12 protein-coding genes, 2 pseudogenes and 1 other annotated feature are annotated in these 16,567 nt (G+C 61.6%); of the genes and pseudogenes, 8 read left to right on the top strand and 6 right to left on the bottom strand.

The window, feature by feature from the left end; all coding sequences use genetic code 11:
- Positions 1 to 2: 2 nt before the first annotated feature.
- Positions 3 to 1,178 (bottom strand): acyl-CoA dehydrogenase family protein, encoded by a 1,176-nt coding sequence (locus tag DES41_RS23160; protein WP_114470046.1) that lies wholly within the window; start codon positions 1,176 to 1,178, stop codon positions 3 to 5.
- Between the two features lie 91 nt (positions 1,179 to 1,269).
- Between DES41_RS23160 and DES41_RS23155 the strand changes: the two genes are divergently transcribed.
- The 3 genes from DES41_RS23155 to DES41_RS23145 all read left to right on the top strand — a co-directional run bounded on the left by DES41_RS23155 (position 1,270) and on the right by DES41_RS23145 (position 4,050).
- Positions 1,270 to 2,451, top strand: coding sequence for a CaiB/BaiF CoA transferase family protein (locus DES41_RS23155; RefSeq protein WP_170168266.1), 1,182 nt, complete (start codon positions 1,270 to 1,272; stop codon positions 2,449 to 2,451).
- A 100-nt stretch (positions 2,452 to 2,551) separates the two neighbouring features.
- On the top strand, positions 2,552 to 3,568 hold the full coding sequence (locus DES41_RS23150) for a Bug family tripartite tricarboxylate transporter substrate binding protein (RefSeq protein WP_170168265.1): 1,017 nt from the start codon (positions 2,552 to 2,554) through the stop codon (positions 3,566 to 3,568).
- Complete coding sequence (locus DES41_RS23145) at positions 3,565 to 4,050, top strand: MaoC family dehydratase (protein WP_114470043.1); 486 nt, start codon at positions 3,565 to 3,567, stop codon at positions 4,048 to 4,050. Before DES41_RS23150 ends, DES41_RS23145 begins: the two co-directional genes overlap by 4 nt.
- Before the next feature lie 26 nt (positions 4,051 to 4,076).
- Here the strand turns inward: DES41_RS23145 and DES41_RS23140 are convergent, their stop codons facing one another.
- Positions 4,077 to 5,297 carry a CaiB/BaiF CoA transferase family protein gene (locus DES41_RS23140; protein WP_114470042.1) on the bottom strand — a complete coding sequence of 407 codons (1,221 nt, stop codon included), beginning with the start codon at positions 5,295 to 5,297 and terminating at the stop codon, positions 4,077 to 4,079.
- 78 nt (positions 5,298 to 5,375) lie between these two features.
- Here DES41_RS23140 and DES41_RS23135 point away from each other — a divergent pair, with 78 nt between their 5' ends.
- Both DES41_RS23135 and DES41_RS23130 read left to right on the top strand, forming a co-directional pair.
- Positions 5,376 to 6,491, top strand: coding sequence for a CaiB/BaiF CoA transferase family protein (locus DES41_RS23135; RefSeq protein ID WP_114470409.1), 1,116 nt, complete (start codon positions 5,376 to 5,378; stop codon positions 6,489 to 6,491).
- A 282-nt stretch (positions 6,492 to 6,773) separates the two neighbouring features.
- The gene (locus DES41_RS23130; RefSeq protein WP_114470041.1) at positions 6,774 to 7,634 is read left to right on the top strand and encodes a helix-turn-helix domain-containing protein; all 861 of its coding nucleotides are present in this window, start codon (positions 6,774 to 6,776) and stop codon (positions 7,632 to 7,634) included.
- Between the two features lie 71 nt (positions 7,635 to 7,705).
- Here DES41_RS23130 and DES41_RS23125 read toward each other — a convergent pair whose 3' ends face one another.
- The 4 genes from DES41_RS23125 to DES41_RS37940 form a co-directional block, all read right to left on the bottom strand.
- Entirely contained in the window at positions 7,706 to 8,437 is a 732-nt protein-coding gene (locus tag DES41_RS23125; RefSeq protein WP_114470040.1) for a Crp/Fnr family transcriptional regulator, read from the bottom strand.
- Between the two features lie 744 nt (positions 8,438 to 9,181).
- Positions 9,182 to 10,789, bottom strand: coding sequence for a CocE/NonD family hydrolase (locus DES41_RS23120; protein ID WP_114470039.1), 1,608 nt, complete (start codon positions 10,787 to 10,789; stop codon positions 9,182 to 9,184).
- Positions 10,790 to 11,009: 220 nt separating this feature from the next.
- Positions 11,010 to 13,283, bottom strand: coding sequence for a DUF6351 family protein (locus DES41_RS37945; protein ID WP_147282936.1), 2,274 nt, complete (start codon positions 13,281 to 13,283; stop codon positions 11,010 to 11,012).
- A gap of 243 nt (positions 13,284 to 13,526) precedes the next feature.
- Positions 13,527 to 13,811, bottom strand: coding sequence for a hypothetical protein (locus DES41_RS37940; RefSeq protein WP_147282935.1), 285 nt, complete (start codon positions 13,809 to 13,811; stop codon positions 13,527 to 13,529).
- An 856-nt stretch (positions 13,812 to 14,667) separates the two neighbouring features.
- Here DES41_RS37940 and DES41_RS23110 point away from each other — a divergent pair.
- From DES41_RS23110 to DES41_RS23100, 3 genes and pseudogenes are all read left to right on the top strand, one after another.
- On the top strand, positions 14,668 to 15,099 hold the full coding sequence (locus DES41_RS23110) for a hypothetical protein (protein WP_147282934.1): 432 nt from the start codon (positions 14,668 to 14,670) through the stop codon (positions 15,097 to 15,099).
- 2 nt (positions 15,100 to 15,101) lie between these two features.
- Positions 15,102 to 15,494, top strand: a pseudogene (locus DES41_RS23105) (DUF1016 N-terminal domain-containing protein); the annotation flags it as partial.
- A gap of 49 nt (positions 15,495 to 15,543) precedes the next feature.
- Positions 15,544 to 16,472 (top strand): annotated as a pseudogene (locus DES41_RS23100) (IS3 family transposase); the annotation flags it as partial.
- Positions 15,822 to 15,938, top strand: a sequence feature (AL1L pseudoknot). (Overlaps the previous pseudogene by 117 nt.)
- Positions 16,473 to 16,567 lie beyond the last annotated feature (95 nt).

Below are 16,567 nucleotides of genomic sequence, written 5' to 3'. Positions count from 1 at the left end.
CGTCAGTCTCGGTCGGCGCCGAACGCCGAAATGCCTAGCAGCTCGCGGCCGATGATCAGCGTCTGGATCTCCGTCGTGCCTTCCGGGATCACGGCACCACGGGTGTCCCGAAAGATCCGCTCGATCGGATAGTCGGCGCTGTATCCCATGCCCCCGTGCACTTGCAGCGCCAGGTCGGCAACTTCATGGGCGGCCTGGGCGCTGTACAGCTTGGCGATGGAGCAGGCCATCCGGCCTGGCCTTCCGCGGTCCAGTGTGCGGGCGGCGCGGCGTACGAGTTGCCGCGCTGCCTCGGTACGCACCTGCATGTCGACCACCATCTTCTGGACCAACTGATAGGAGCCGATCGGTGCGCCGAACTGTCGGCGGGTCTTGGCGTACTCGACAGAGAGATCGAATGCCGCCTGGGCTGCTCCTACAGCGCCTGCCGCGACGGACAAGCGCCCGAAGCTCAACGCCAGCAGGATGTTCTTGAGTCCATTGCCGACTTCGCCCAACACATTGGCCTGCGGAATACGCATGTCCTGAAAGCTGAGCTCGGAGGTCGTGGTGGCGCGCAGGACCATGGTGTGGACGCGGCGCTTCTCGAACGCGGTCTCGCGGCTGTCCACCAGGAACGCCGTGATGCCATCCGGCTCGCCTGGTCGGCCTGCTGTCTTGGCCATCAGGATGCCAAGTTCCGCGATCGCGCCGTTGGTGATCCAGAGCTTGCTTCCGTTGATGATCCAGTGACCCCCCTCCTGTACCGCACGGGTCTCTATGCCCGCAACATCGGACCCATGGTTCGGCTCGGTGATGCCGACCCAGACCCGAAGCTGGCCGGCAAGCAGGGGAGCGAGATATTTCTCCTTCTGCTGGGGCGTTCCCAACCTCGCGATCATCAGCGCCGCCATGTTCATGGTGTTGAGGATCGCCCGCAGGCTGTGCCACTGGTAGCCGGCTTCCTCCATCAGAACCGCGAAGTCCATGTAGGACAGGCCGTAGCCACCCTGGTCCTCGGGCAGAAAGCCGCCGAGGTAGCCGAACTCTGCAAGTCGTGCTGGCAGCGTCCAGTCGAACTCGCCGCGCGCCTCGAACTCCGCTACGGTCGGGCGCACTTCCCGTTCCATGAAACGTGCCACGTTCTCGCGCAGCAACTGCTGCTCCGACGTGAGGTCGTCGTCTTCCAGATGTCTCATGCCTGGGGTCACCTCTTGTTGCTTGTCTCGATTTTTGAATTCACAATGTCGAAACTAATTTTTCCATAGGGAAATCGGAGAGTCAATGACGATGAACGATTCCGACGGCAGCGCGGCAGCTTCGCTTCCATTTCATGGCGTCCGCGTCCTGGACGCGAGCCAGGGCCTGGCGGGGCCTTACTGCGGCTCGCTGCTCGCGCAACAGGGAGCGGAGGTGATCAAGCTCGAACCGCCCCTCGGGGACTGGAGTCGTGGGATCGGCCAGCGCTACAACAACCACACTGCCATCGACCTGATGGCCAACCGTGGCAAGAAGAGCCTGGCGATCGACATCAAGCGCGACGGAGCGGCCGAGGCGGTGCTGCGCCTTGCCGAACGCTGCGACGTGTTCATCGAGAGCTTTCGCCCAGGCGTCGTGGACAAACTCGGAATCGGCTATGAACAGGTTCGGGCGCGGAATCCGGATGTGGTCTACCTGTCGGTGAGCGGCTTTGGGCAGCAGGGTCCTGGGGCGCAGCAGGCGGCGACCGACACTGTGATCCAGGGCTTCTCGGGGATGATGAGCCTCAACACGGATGCGCAAGGGCGGCCACGGCGCCTGGGCTTTCTCGCGGTCGATACCCTTACGGCGCTCTATGCGTTTCAGGCGCTGGCCTCCGCACTGTATGGGCGTCTGCGTGGGCAACCGGGGCGTCACATCGACGTGAGCCTCATGCAGTCGACGGCGGCTTTTCTCTCTGCAAAGCTGATCGAAGGATCGCTGGAGGGCGACGATCCCGTTGCCCTCAACGTGCCCGCCGGCGTCTACCGAACGCGCGATGGATGGATCGCGGTTACGCTCAGCAAGGAGTCGCAGTACGGCGCACTGTGCCGGGCAACAGGACGCGCTGATCTCGCGGAGGAACCTGACTTTGACAGCTTCGTCAAGCGTGCGCGGCACGCTGCGCATCTGGAGACCCAGTTCGCGATGGCGCTACTGGAGCGCGGAACCCAAGATTGGCTCGCTCATCTGGCGGCCCATGGTGTCGTCGCGAGCGAGGTCAACACGCTGGGTACCTGGTTCAGGCATCCCTTGGTCGAGGCGGTCGATGCCGCGCCGGAGGTTTCCGACCCGAGCTGCGGTGTCTTTCGGATGCCACGCACGCCCGGGGTGAGCGCACCGCGTCCAGGCGATCCACGCTACGCATGGCCCGACGTGGGCGACTCAAGCCACGCCTTGTTGCAGAGCATCGGCTGCTCGCAGGCAGAGATCGACAGGCTGCTTGCGCCGTGACGCAGTCTGCCTGATGGCGGGACGCCTGATCGTTGCAGTCAACCAATCAGCCCGAGCGCGAGGGCATCGAACCCAGAATTCACAACCAACGGAGACAAGCATGAAGCAGGACCAACAACAGACGCCGAGGCGCAGAGACATCGTGCGCGCCGGCCTTGCGGGAGCGTTTGCGGTGGCGGCGCCGTTCACCATCTCGCCGGCTGCCCTCGCGCAGCCCGCTTTTCCGAGCAAACCGATGAAGATCATCGTCCCCTTCGCACCAGGAACGGGAAGCGATGTCATTGCGCGCACGTTCGGGCAGAAGATCGGCGAGGACACGGGACAGGTCGTGGTGGTCGAGAACCGGGAGGGTGGCGGCGGCATCGTTGGCACGATGGCCGCCATGCAGGCCGCGCCGGATGGGCATACGTTGCTGATGGTGGCCAATCCCTTCACCATCGTGGCTGCGACGAGTCTCAAGCCGCCGTACGACCCGCTGAAGGACTTCGTCCCGGTTGCCAAGGTCGCGATCGTTCCCATCGTTCTGACGATCGCCAACGCGCTCAACATCGGCACCATCCAGGAACTGATCGCCTACGCGAAGGCCAATCCGGGCAAGCTGAACTACGCCTCCTCCGGTCAGGGGACACCGAGCCAGCTTGAGATGGAAATCTTCAAGCAGGCCATGGGGCTGGACATCGTCGAGATCCCGTACAAGAGCACCGCCCAGGCCATGACCGATGTGATCGGGGGGCAGGTGTCGATGTACCCATCCGCCATGCCGCTGTGCCTGCCGCATGTGCGAGCCGGCAAGGTCAAGGCACTTGGCGTCTTCGACTCGCAACGCTCGGCGCAGTTGCCGGACGTTCCCCATCTCGCGGAAGCATTGGGCCAACCAAACTACGTGGCAACGCCGCTGTGGTATGGGTTCGTGACACGCGCTGGCCTGCCTAAGGATGTCGGCGTACGCCTGCACGAGCTGGCGGTCAAGGCAATGTCCTCGAAAGAGGTCATCGACCGCTTGACGCCCCTGGGAGCCCACCCGATCTCGCCGTCGAACGAGCAGTTCATCAAGGAAATGCAGGCGGAGATCGACAAGGCATCGAAGCTCTCGAAGACCCTGGGGTTTGCGAAATGAGCGCGGCAGCAGAAGCGAAGGGTGGATCGCGGCGCATCGCTCCGCGCACTCCGGTCTTCGAGGACTTCGTCGAAGGTGATGTCCACGTCAGCTACAGCCGTACCGTGACCGAAAGCCATCTTGTGGGCTTCACTGCAATGGCCGGGCTGCAACTGCCACTCTTCATCGATCGGGAACACGCGCGCGCGGCAACCGCCTTCGGGGGGCCGATTGCGCCCGGATTTCTGACTGCGTCCCTCTCCGCGGGAATGATGGAGAGCATCCTTGGACCGAACACGCTCGCCGGACTGGGCATGGACGCGTTCCGCTTCCTCCAGCCTGTGCGCGTGGGCGACACCTTGCATGCTGAAGTGCGCATCTCCGGGACGAAGGAAACCCGCGATCCGACCCGGGGGGTGGTCTCCCTTGCGATCTCCGTGCTGAACCAGCGCGACGAGGTCGCCTTGGACTACACGGCTCGCGTGCTCATGAAGCGCGCCTGAGCGAGGAAGGCATCACGCCTTCGCGCTCAGATCACGCGCTCTGCCGACAGCGCGTCGACAGCGGACGCCGGCATGTGCAGCAGCTCTTCGAGAACCTCACGTGTGTGCTCGCCGAGAAGCGGCGGCGCACGTCGGTAGCTCACGGGCGTGGCAGACAGTCTCAGAGGACTTGCAAGCGTGGGGGCGGTTCCGAGCGGGTGGGGCATGTCCACCCGCAGGCCTCTGTGCAGCACCTGCGGATCCTCGAAGACTTCGTGCAGGTTGTTGATCGGCCCACAGGCAACACCGGCTTGCTCCAGGTGCTCCTGCCACCAGCGCCTGGACTGCTTGGCCAGCAACTCGGTCACGATCGGCGTCAGGATGCCACGGTTGATCACGCGTTGCGAGTTCGTGGCGAAGCGTGGATCGGCGGCAAGCGAGGGGCGGTCAGCCACTGCGCAGAATCGCTGGAACTGCGCGTCGTTGGCGACGGCGAGGATCATGTGACCATCGGCCGTGGGAAAGACCTCGTATGGCACGATGTGCGGGTGTGCGTTTCCCAGTCTGCGAGGGATTTGGCCTCCGCAGAACTGCGACAAGACCTGCGTCACGTTCACGGCCACCGCCATGTCGAGCAGTGCGCAGTCGATGTGCTGGCCTTCGCCGGTACGCTCCCGGTGCGCCAGCGCGGCACACAGCGCGATGGCAGCATTGAGTCCTGTCATGTAGTCGATGATCGGGATGCCCACTTTCTGGGGGCCGCCGCCCGGCAGGCCGTCCATCTCTCCGGTGATGCTCATGAGCCCGCCCATGCCCTGGAACACGAAGTCGTAGCCCGGGCGCTCGGCGTACGGACCATCCTGGCCGAATCCGGTCAACGAGCAATAGATGAGGCGCGGGTTGATCTTCTTCAGATCCTCGTATCCCAGCCCGTACCGGTCGAGGTTGCCGACCTTGTAGTTCTCGATCAGGACGTCGCTTACCCGCACCAGTTCGCGCAGGATCTCCTGGCCGCGCGGCGTCGCGATGTCCAGCGTGATCGACTTCTTGTTCCGGTTGCCCGCGAGAAAGTAGGCGGACTCGCTGGTGTCGACGCCTTGCGCATCCTTCATCCACGGTGGCCCGAAGGTCCGCGTGTCGTCGCCATGGCCAGGCTTCTCGATCTTGATCACCTCCGCCCCAAGGTCGCCGAGGATCTGCGCCGCGAGCGGAGCCGCAAGGATGCGGGACAGGTCGAGAACGCGAATGTGGGGAAACGGTCCAGCCATACTGCTCCTGAATTCACTATGGAGAAATTGGTTTCGACATTGTAAAATCGAGAAATGACCACCGCAACCGCAGGCAACATGGAATTCGAGTCCCGGTGTCCAGGCGAAGGCCCAGCGGGCCCACTTCGAGGCTTGCGGGTCGTCGAGTTCGCCGGCATTGGCCCAGGACCTTTCGCCGCGATGCTGCTGTCCGACATGGGAGCCGACATCGTGCGCATCGACCGTCCCGGTGCCGGGGCCCGTCCCGCGCATGACGTCGTCTCGCGTGGCCGCAGGGTAGTGGAGATCAACCTGCGCACTGCCGACGGCGTCGAGCAGGCATTGGCCTTGCTCGCCAAGGCCGATGCGCTGCTCGAAGGATTTCGGCCGGGGGTCATGGAGCGCCTTGGCTTGGGACCCGATGTCGTGGCGGCGCGAAATCCGCGGCTGGTGTACGGACGCATCACCGGCTGGGGACAGGATGGCCCAAAGGCGCTTCAGGCCGGTCATGACATCGACTACATCGCGCTCGCCGGACCGCTGGCGACCTTCGGTCCTCGCGGCGCACCGCCGCTTCCCCCGCAGAACCTGGTCGGTGACTACGGAGGAGGTTCGTTGTACCTCGTGATGGGAATGCTTGCGGCTCTGCTCGAGGCGCGCGCGAGCGGCAAAGGCCAGGTGGTCGATGCGGCCATCGTCGATGGATCGGCCTCGCTGCTTTCGCTCTACATGGGGCGGCTCGTGCGTGGCGACTGGCGAGCCGAGCGCGCCAGCAACATGCTCGATGCGGCATCGCACTTCTACCGCTGCTACGAGACGCGCGATGGCCTGTACATGGCGGTTGGCGCGATCGAACCGCAGTTCTACGCGGAGTTCTGCGCGCGCATGGGGTTGGATGCCGCGGATCTTCCGCAGCACGACCGCGCGCGTTGGCCGGAGTTCAGCGACAGGATCGCTGCACTGTTCCGTCAACGCAGCCAGGTGGAATGGGCGGCGGTGTTCGAGGGGGGCGATGCCTGCGTCGCGCCGGTGCTCGCGCCGCGCGAAGCAGCTTTGCATCCCCATATCGCGCATCGTGCTGTATATCGTGACCTTGGAGGGGTGCTGCAGCCCAACGCTGCACCGCGGTTCTCGCGTAGTGGTCAGGGAGTCCAAGGCCCTGCACCGGCAGCCGTGTCGCACGTCGACGAGGTTGTTGCTGGCTGGACCCTGTAGAGCCGGCCCTGCGATGTCTGCGATGGCATGAGCGGCGCTGACAGGATGAACTCCGCCCACAGGCCGCTCGCGGCGCGATCCGCAGTCCTTCCGCTGTCGGAGAATCTACTCATCAAGCGGTCACAGGGATGGCGGACCGCGCGAGCTGGCCATCTCTTGGGGGGGCAAATGCTCAATGCGCCGGCTTGTGCTCCTTTCCGCACCTCAGAGCTGCCCAGCGTTACCATTTCGGCCGAGGAAAAGGGGATCGGAAGTCCCTGGCGAGGAAGGTAGGAGACGCAGATGGATCAGGAGGTCATGAGGCTGACGGGCTTGCGGCCGCTTGAAGGACGGCGGTGGCCTTGGTCCGGCATCCAGGTTTCGAGGGAACGACTGCCTGCAGGCGAATGCGAGTACGACCTCGCGAGCCATGTCGGAGTCGGCCTCGCGTGCGCTGCGCAGGGCAAGCACGAGTTTCGTCCTGATGGCGCACGTTGGTCGCGCTGCAGCATCAGTCCCGGTGCCTTGTCTTTCGGTCCAAGCCATGCCGGCCAGGCGCGTTGGACAGGCAACGTCGAGTCGGTGAGCATCTGGATCGAGACAAGCTGGCTCATGGGTCCGCAGGGCAAGTGGCCATTCGCTCTCCCTTTGTCAGGCGCTCCGATCTGGGGGCTGAAGGATCCGGCTGCTGCGCGGATGATCTCCGAGATCCTCGCCGACTATGAAGCTGGCTCTCCGTTGGGGGTCGCCTACTCCGAATCTCTGGTCATGGCCGTTCTGTACCGCATCAACGGTTTGGCCATGCGGCGGCTTCCGACCATGAAGTCCCACGACGATCTGCGGACAGTGTCGAGAGCCATCGATTTCGCACATGCCAATCTTGACCGGCGACTTTCCGTTGGCGACCTCGCCGCGGCCGTCGACTTCCCGGGGGACTTGTTTGCCTTCTCGCGCCTGTTCAAGCGGCACGCAGGTGTGTCGCCCCAACGGTTCGTGCTGGAAGCACGCTTGGACAAGGCCAAGCACATGCTGATGGGTGGTTCGGCGAATGTGACCACCGCAGCGATCGCGTGCGGCTTCACCAACATCAGCCACTTCTCCGATGCCTTCAGGCGTCGATGGTTGGTCAGCCCATCGACAGTTCGTTACGAACGAGGAAGCTAGCCAGTCGGAACCCTCTCGCTTAGACCGCTCAGACTTGCTGCAGGTTTGGTTGCCCTTCGCCGGCGATCACTTCAACGAACGCCGTCGTGCACGCCGATCTCCCGCACAAACGCACTGAGCTCGTGGAGGTTCAAGACGATCACACCAGCGTAGCTGGTCGCGATGAGACCCATCTTGCGCAGTTTCGAGATCGCCGCATTCGTACTCGAACGGGAAAGTCCGGCCAGCTCACCCAGCTCTTCCTGCGACATGTGCACGACCGGACTCGCCATCGGGTTCAGCGTGGAGTTGAAAAGGTTGTGAAGCGTTCCTGCGATGCGCCCGGTCGGGTCGGTGATACGGCCGATCTCGAGCATGGCCAGGAATTGCCCCGTGCGCTCGTTGAGGTGATCGATGATGTACCGACAGAACGAGAAGTTGGTTTCTAGAAGCCACATCAAGGTCGGGCGCGGTACGTGGATCACTCGTGTTTCGCGCATCGCGAGCAGGTCGTATCGGCGGGGCTCCCACTTGATCACCGAGCCTTCGCCCACCCATGACCCACTGGGCACGGCAGTGAACATCATGGTGCTCCCGGTGGCAGTGATGGTGCTGACCTTCAGAAGTCCTTCACTGACTCCGATCCAGGTGCTCGCCGCGTCACCTGTGCGCGCGACGACTTCGCGGACCCCGTATGTCCTCTCGTAGCAGTCCGTCAGCACGCGCTCCTTGGAGGAGGGGGGAAGCATCTTCACCCAGTCCAGGCTCGACACCAATGTTTGGAAGTCCGCTCTGCTTGTCAGGCCCGTGAACGGAGCCTTCATTTCGGTGGCGCCAGTTCAGCATGCCGCCCGAAGAAGCCTCCGAAGGTGGCGAATGCACTAGCGCGCTTGCTGCATCGAAAGCTGTCCTGCGGCCATCGTCCATGCGGCGGCAGGGGGAGATATCTCCGTGGCACTTCGGGCCTCAGGGGATTGAGCTTGGGGCCGCCTTCGGGTCTGTCGGCGGGTACTGCCGTTGCGCGGCTGCGTGGGGCCTGCGACAAGCAGAGTGCGGGTATCTCGTGCTCGTGTGGCAGAAATCGATTAGGAGCTGCATTGGTAGCGGTGTGCATCGCGTCTCTCGTGCGTGTTGCGCTGCGTGCAGCAAGCGCGCGGGAAAGGACTAGCCTGTGGCTCGGGCGAGAGGGTGCCACGGCCGTAGGCAATTGCTTTGGTGTTCCTGCGCGGAGGGACCGGGACCTAGGCTTGAATGACAAATGGACCAAAGAAACTCTGGAAAACCCTCAGTTCGCTAGGCGACGCGCCAGGCGTGAGCACAACACCTGCGGCGAGGTCTCGGCGTCGTTTCGACCACTTGAAGGGGCGCTGGCAGCCGGTTGGACGCAGCGCCCGACTGGGACTCGTTGCAGCATCTCGTGGTCGTCGCTCAGCTTGACCTGGGACCGCAGGCCCTTCAGCGCCCCTGGCGACTGAGATAATTGCGCGAGAAGCATGGCGCACTTCGACCGTCTGAAGCCCGCTGTCCTGCGGCGACCATGCTTTGCCTTGATCCACGCCGCAAAGCGGCTACTTTCTTGATTCGATCAGCGGCAGCACCAGGACCGAAGCTTGCGCACCTCCGCCCCTGATCGACACTGTTCCGGCTGGCGCGTCCGACACGACGACGGAATCGGTACTTGAGATCTTCAGACGCAGGCGATGGCCTGCGTCAATGCGCCAGTGCTTGCTCGGGATCGTGATGTTGATCGAGTAGAACTGGTTCGGTACCAAAGGAGTGGGACTCTTGTGAGATTCGCGATGGCTTGCCTTCAAATAGCCTGCGAGACCAAGGGATGCCTCCGTTCCGTCAGGCGACACATCCGAAACAGAGGCAATCAGATTGCCGTCGCTCGCGGAGAATGCCACGTCCAGAGTCACGTTCATTGGACCTGCCAAAAGGCGGGCTTCGGAGTACGGCTGCGTTGTATAGAGCAAATCCTCACTCGTATTGCCGTCGGACACTTGGTACGTGTCCGTATGGCTGCTTCCCGGTTGACTGTTGAGCACGCCGTCGGCTTGAAAGTACATGGTGGTGTTGACGACGGACCTGGGCGGCCAAGAGGAGTACGCTCGATCCTGTCCACCTTGAACGGGCTCCTCGAATGCAATCACCTTGGGGAACCTTGGGACACTATCCTGCCGAAGCCATTTATCGAACCAAGCCAAAATCACCGACTCTTTGAGATCCGTGCCGACCGCACCATGACCCTTGGGGCCAAGGATCATTGAAAAATCATCTCTCGCATTCAGGGTTGGAGTGATTGCATCGGCCGCAGCGATAAAGATGTCATGGTATCCATTGATGTAGAGGGTTGCCGCGGATATTTCCCCCGGATCAATGGCCTGCTCCTCCCAGTAAGCGTCGTAGGTTGGGTGAGCGGCCCACTCGTTTGGCAGGCGAGTACTGCAGCTCTCCTCTCCAGTCAATGTGCTGCAGTTGTAAGCCCAAGCACCACGTGCATCTCCATTCTCCGCGGTGCGTATGCCTCCCGGATAGGCGAACTGAAGATACATGTCCGTCGCACCGGAGTACGGGACGATTGCCTTCAGGCTTGGCGGAGAGGGTTGTCTCCCCGCAACAAGTAGGGAAGTAATTGCGCTGTAACTTCCGCCGACTTGGCCAATCCGCCCGGTAGAGAATGGTTGAGCACCAAGCCATTCCACTACATCGTAGTTGTCGATCTGCTCTTGCTTCTGCCACGGTTCCACAAGTTCAACACTCTGCGGAGCTGGACTTCCACCCCCGGTGCCCTGTGAACCCCGAGTTTGACAGCGGAGGATGTTGTACCCCTTCCTTGCCAGTGCGGGGGAAAATATGAAACTTTCACCCACTTGAGAGAACGGCGGCATCGTTCTACCGTATCCATGGTAGGCAGCAACGATTCCGGGGAACTTCCCGGAAGCCAGTGATCCATCGGCAACGGCTGGGCGATACAAATCGCAGGTCAGGTTGAAGCCATCTCGCATCGGAAGGAGAATGTCAGCCGTTTTGTTGATTCCGAACGTATCCGGCCGCGAGTAGCTGTAGAGCGCCGGGATCGTCGCGCCGGTTTCCGCCTCGGTTTCGTTCTCGCTGCCCCCACAGGCTACGAGCGCTGAACACATGATCGAAGAGTAGATGAGAATGTTCTTCATGTGATTTTCCTATTGACGAATGACGAACGAGACCGATCCCACTCGGACCAGATGAGTCGATTTCAGAGATGGGGCGTATAAATGAGCGTCGTCTAAAAGACGCCAGTATTTTGGGCCCATCGCGCCCCGCCGAGATTCTGTCGCTTGCGATATGTATCGTTAGGGAGATAAACGCAAGCGACAGGAGTTGGAAATTCGCGCTACCCCGATCGTAAGCAGACTACTTCAGTACTTCCGCCGTCCCCAAGCCATTGACGCCGAATTCCAAGTAGGTCCCCTTCAGGGGTTTTACGCCGATGCCTGGTTTCGAGAAGTCGCAGACGCCATTTGGGAACACGGCGCGAAGACGAGTGAAGAGGTCCAATGCCATTCCAGGGTAGTCGCCCGCCTGGATAGCCTTGAGTTGGCACTTGAGCACATCGTCAGTGAGAGGCGCTCCAGCAACAATGCGAGGGTTACTGTAGACCGGCATCAGCGTGCCACATCGTCCGTTATTGCTGGCATCGAACGACTCAAGAATCACTTCGCCCGTATTCAGGTAGCAGCCATCGGACAGGCCAGCAGGCTTGTTGCTCACAACCTTCTCCATGGCCGATGCATAGCTCCTCTTGTCGGCCTTGACGCTCGACAGCCACTGGTCCATCGCCAGAAGGGCGATCTTGTCCAGATTGGCAGGTGATTGGGCTGATCCTGGCACCGGCGGCGTTCCATCCGCTTTCAGCATGACTTGGTTCGCTGCGCTACCGTTGGAGCGAACAAGCCGTTCGCGCATCGTGATCGAGCGAAGAGAGTCGTGTACCTGTGCGCCTTTGCCAGGATCCGTCCTCGTGTCGATGATGGGAATTCCACCAAGGTTTCCACCTTCGTTGACACGTCCGAATTCATACATGGCATTTAGCGCAACGTAGCTACCCTGTGTGCGGCCCGCCTGTAACGCCCCATCTACCGTATAGCCCCCGGCAAGTTCATTCAACTCGACGAACTTTTCGGCGGAGATTTTCCCATTTCGATAGGCGCCAAGCCCATACTGCAGACCTTCATTGTCGTAGGCTCGAGCGGGAAAACCGGTAAGGGGATCGATTCCCAGAAGGTTCTTGATTCCCGAATAGAGATCGCAACGCGCCCCAGATGGATTGGTTATGGGGTCGTAAGCGGTGCCTGGGGGCATCGACAGAGGGCAGGTGTTGAAGTCGTAGAGCAGACCAGAGCCGTAGTTTGTCTCTGGAATGTTGGTGGCCGTAGCTACGACCCAAGTTGGACTGTAGATGGATTCCCACTGAGGACAGGTTTCCCACGTGTTCCATCCGGACGCCGCCGTCTTCTCCTCGTCCGTCCAGACCTCATTCCCGTTGTCGAAGGCCCGATGCATGAGCGAGCAGTCCACGTCGGATGGAAGGGTCGTGTGGGTATCAGGAAATGAGCCCGATGGAACGATTCCGTCTAGGATTCCCGGATAGTTGTTCGCGATGAGATGTTGCTGCATGGCTCCGCCCGAGCCCCCCCAGCCCATGACATAAATCGGCTCTCCGTATGTCTTGATGAATCGCTCTTTCACCATTGAAGCGGTCTCTGCCGACAACACATCACTGCCGTTGTTCTGAAACAGATTGAGCGTTGACGTCAGCAGTGCGAAGCCGCGCGACAACTTTTCATGTTCGTCACCGAACGGTCCAGAGGCAATCACGTCAACATTCGTTCCGAGCCGAAAGCCTTGTCGATAGCCTGAGCCGACGCCCCCGCCAAAGATGTACATGGCCTTACCATTCCACCCTTTATAGGCGGCCCCGGGAGCGATCTGCGGCTCCGTGTTCGGGTCGTACAGCATCGCAATCTGGTAGATGCCTCGATTCAAGGTGCCCGTCTCGACGCGCACGATATAGTTCACGGTATTTCCATTGAGCGAGGTGGTCGTGCTCATGTCTGCGGGAATCGCGAAAGGAGCCGCAAGATTTTTCCACTCTCCGCTCGTAGTGCGGTACACATAAGTTGTCCGGGTTGGCGCGTTGCAGTTTTCGTCGATTGCTTTTCCGAAGGAAGTTCCATCACGCAGCATCAGTCTTTCCGTCTCGCATGCCCACGGCATTTGATGTGGTCCGGAAATTATGGGGCCGTTCTTGTCGTGGTTGACCAAGGTTGCCTTAGCGACACCGCCCTTGGCAAGCACGGTGACGACATTGGGGCCAATGGAGAGGCCATCAATGAGTCCTACGAGCACTTCACCTGACTGTTTGAAGTTCGCCGTAACGTCGACAGCTTCCCGGGTCACCTTCACGTCAGAGCCCACGACGCCTTCGGGCAGTGAAATCTTCAGAAGGGCGGATCCGTCAGAGACCATTTCAGGCCGACTTGAAAGCACGGTAATGGTCGCCGGCTTGGCGTCGGCTGAGGTTGCTGGGGTTTCTCCACCGCCACATCCAGAAAGCAGGGCCGCAACAGCTACTGCCGAGACAGCTGTTTTACCCGCGTCTCGGATATTCGGAAAATATTGGATCACAATGTCTCCTTCGTCATTTTGGGCTGAAACTCGGAAATCCAAGATGAACTGAGTGGAGTGCAACTGGCGATTAGGCGCAAATCTATGCGATCTCCACTGAATCTCTCTGTGAACGACTTGATGCCGTTTGTACGAGCGTTGAAACGACGGTTTCTTGGGAACTTCTTGGAGTTTCGCCAGCGATCATAGGAAGTGGGTAAATCAAAGACTGTTTGCCCAAAGACAGTCTGCCCAGTGACTTCGTCAGCGTTTTCCCGACCTGGATTCGCCCGAAGCGCCAGTCGCAGAGGGCGGGTTCCTTGATGCGTTCTCGTCGATTCGACCGTTTGCGCGCATCACCGTCAGGACGTTGAACTCTGAGGCACGCGTGCTCAGACCAGGCGCCGCGCTCAGGAGTCGCATGAAGGCCTGCATGTCGCCCGTCGGCAGCGCCGCGAAGTGCTCCCGCTCCGCGGCGGCTCGTTCCGATGTTGAGCGCAACGCGTAACGCTCCAGTTCGAGCGTGAAGTCGAGGTGGAGTTGGTCCAAGGGAATCGGCGACCATTTCGCAGGTTGAAGGGAAGGTGCAGTCGAGCAGGGCGGTGTTGAGGCATCACTTGGATGCCATCCACGCTCCGCTCGTATCCGGCAGGACGCGCTTCCGCACGCCGACGGCCTTAGGCATCAAACGCTTGGGGGCAGTCGCGGGCAGATGATGGGTAGGGCAGAGATTGGTGGAGGGCTGTCGCGCACCGTTCTGTGCAGCTGGAATGGCGGCGGGGCGGCAACCTTGACGCAACGCAGGACAGGGACTTCGAACCCCTCACGGCAAGCCCGACCAAGTAGGGCTTGCACCTTGTCAGTCAAGGCGACTCCGGACTGGGCGCTGACGCGCCGGTGGTGTGCACAGTGACAGCAGCCTGCCCACCGCGGCCCAGGGCTACATCGCCGAGCGAAACAATTGGGCTGTCATCCGCGGGATCGTGACAAGCGCGGCTGTTCTATGCCTGAGCCTTCAGAGTTACTGCACGCATCCTGACGCCTACGTCAAGCTCGTTCACCTCTGCACGGCGCGCTCTGGCAGCCCCGCGCATTGACTTGACGTTGCACGGAGAGTTGAAAAGCCATCGCGACTCCGCGATGCGCTGAGTGAAGGCGCGCCCGGCGCGGCGGCTCGCCTGCGGCGTGGGCCGGGGTTGACACCGATCCGACCACTGGCAAATTAGGCGAACGGCCACAGGGGGGCAACCCTGCGGCCGTTCTGACCACAACGCACCCAATACGGAAAGGACGTGCATCATGGCTATTTTGATTATGGCCTCACGAATGGGGCATTTCTACGCAAGCGTCGCATCGGCACACCGTGGCGGGCTGAGGCCTGCCACGAACCATAAGGAGGTCCGCCATGGCTGATTCTCCTGTAGTCACCAGAGGCACCGTGCCGTTGCCTGAACCCTATGCGTCTTGGCGAAGCAAGTTCCAAGAGGCCAAGTCGGTCTTGGATGGGCTTGTGATGCACCACTGCCGCGACTCGCTCTTTTCATTTACCTACGGCTGCATCTGCTTCACTAACTCGACCATCCGAGACGTACGCCGCTCCTATGAGGTCGACCATCCCGCGGGGGAGCTCATGTACGACCTTGTCCAGGCGGAGGGACTCATCGCCCTGGCGCTCAGCTTGATGGAGTCGGCGGATGATGGGCCTGCAGCCAACAGAGATGCCCTTGCTACACCAGACCCGTTGCTTGTTCACCGGCTCTGCCGCGCATGTAGCCGATGCATGCAACAGGTGCTCAGCGTCCTGCCGGTCGAAGCTCTCTACATGTCGGAGGAATGAGCATGAAGAGGAGACCAAATTTCGTCGAGTCAAGCGCGGCTACCTTGCCGGCTGGCTACTCGGGCGTCCATACAGGGATCGTGGCGTTGCTTGACGCAACGCGGCAGGCAACGGCCCGAAACGTCAATGCCTTGATGACCGCGAGCTATTGGGAGATCGGTCGACGGATCGTTGAAGCCGAGCAAAGCGGCAATCGCCGCGCGGGCTACGGCGAACAGTTGATCGCGAGGTTGTCTGTCGACTTGACATCGCGCTTCGGCCGCGGGTTCAGCGCCGACAACCTTGAGAACATGCGGCGATTCTTCGCAGCTTACCCCCGGTCCTTCATATCGCGGACGCTTTCCGCAAGGCAGGGACAGAACGCAACACTTGAGGGAAATTCCGAGACACTGTCTGAATCGCCCCGGTTTTCGCGGAGGCTCAACACTCTGAGAGGATTGAGCTATGAGCAAGTCGAACAAGTTCTCGCCCGAGGTGCGTGAGCGCGCAGTGAGGATGGTGCAAGAGCAACGCGGGGAGTACCCGTCGTTGTGGGCGGCCATCGAGTCCATCGCCCCCAAGATTGGCTGCGTGCCGCAGACCTTGAACGAATGGGTCAAGCGCGCCGAGGTCGACGCCGGCGTGCGCGAAGGTGTGACGAGCAGCGACGCACATCGGATGAGGGAGCTCGAGCGTGAGGTCAAGGAGCTGCGCCGGGCCAACGAGATACTGAAGCTGGCCAGCGCGTTTTTCGCCCAGGCGGAGCTCGACCGCCGCCTGAAGTCGTGAAGGCCTTCATCGACCAGCACCGCGATGCCTTCGGGGTCGAGCCGCTCTGCAAGGTGTTGCAGGTTGCCCCGTCGGCCTACCGGCGCCATGCCGCGCTGCTGCGCGAGCCCCACAGGCGCTGTGCCCGAGCCAAACGCGACGAGATGCTGATGCCGCAGATTCAGCGCGTTTGGCAGGCCAACATGCAGGTCTACGGTGCCGACAAGGTGTGGCGGCAACTGGCGCGCGAAGGCACTGCCGTGGCCCGCTGCACGGTCGAGCGGCTGATGCGCAGCATGGGGCTGCGCGGCGTGATGCGCGGCAAGGTCGTGCGTACCACCATCGGCGATGCCAAGGCCCCATGCCCGCTGGACCGGGTCAATCGGCAGTTCCGTGCCGAGCGGCCGAACCAGCTGTGGGTCAGCGACTTCACCTACGTCCCCACCTGGCAGGGCTGGCTGTACGTGGCCTTCGTCATCGACGTGTTCGCCCGACGCATCGTGGGCTGGCGAGTGAGCAGTTCGATGCGCACGGACCTCGTGCTCGATGCGTTGGAGCAAGCCCTGTACGCCCGGCAACCCGAACGCGATGGCAGCCTGGTTTGCCACTCGGACAGGGGCTCGCAAGGTGGATTCAACCGGTCGACGCAACACCTTCAATCAAGGAGGTGTCTATGGGCCGACCGGCGGGTTGGATGCAGAGGTTGACGGGGCGTGGCGCG

Source organism: Pseudorhodoferax soli (assembly GCF_003337555.1).
GTDB classification, from domain to species: Bacteria; Pseudomonadota; Gammaproteobacteria; order Burkholderiales; family Burkholderiaceae_C; genus Pseudorhodoferax; species Pseudorhodoferax soli.
The sequence above is the reverse complement of the archived record's forward strand: the minus strand, read 5'-3'. Positions and strand labels throughout refer to the sequence as shown.

Coding starts and splice junctions, on each gene's coding strand:
- DES41_RS23110 (WP_147282934.1), top strand. CDS start 14,668: ATGGCTGATTCTCCTGTAGTCACCAGAGGCACCGTGCCGTTGCCTGAA.
- DES41_RS23120 (WP_114470039.1), bottom strand. CDS start 10,789: ATGAAGAACATTCTCATCTACTCTTCGATCATGTGTTCAGCGCTCGTA.
- DES41_RS23135 (WP_114470409.1), top strand. CDS start 5,376: ATGGAATTCGAGTCCCGGTGTCCAGGCGAAGGCCCAGCGGGCCCACTT.
- DES41_RS23160 (WP_114470046.1), bottom strand. CDS start 1,178: ATGAGACATCTGGAAGACGACGACCTCACGTCGGAGCAGCAGTTGCTG.
- DES41_RS23125 (WP_114470040.1), bottom strand. CDS start 8,437: ATGAAGGCTCCGTTCACGGGCCTGACAAGCAGAGCGGACTTCCAAACA.
- DES41_RS23130 (WP_114470041.1), top strand. CDS start 6,774: ATGGATCAGGAGGTCATGAGGCTGACGGGCTTGCGGCCGCTTGAAGGA.
- DES41_RS23150 (WP_170168265.1), top strand. CDS start 2,552: ATGAAGCAGGACCAACAACAGACGCCGAGGCGCAGAGACATCGTGCGC.
- DES41_RS23145 (WP_114470043.1), top strand. CDS start 3,565: ATGAGCGCGGCAGCAGAAGCGAAGGGTGGATCGCGGCGCATCGCTCCG.
- DES41_RS23155 (WP_170168266.1), top strand. CDS start 1,270: ATGAACGATTCCGACGGCAGCGCGGCAGCTTCGCTTCCATTTCATGGC.
- DES41_RS23140 (WP_114470042.1), bottom strand. CDS start 5,297: ATGGCTGGACCGTTTCCCCACATTCGCGTTCTCGACCTGTCCCGCATC.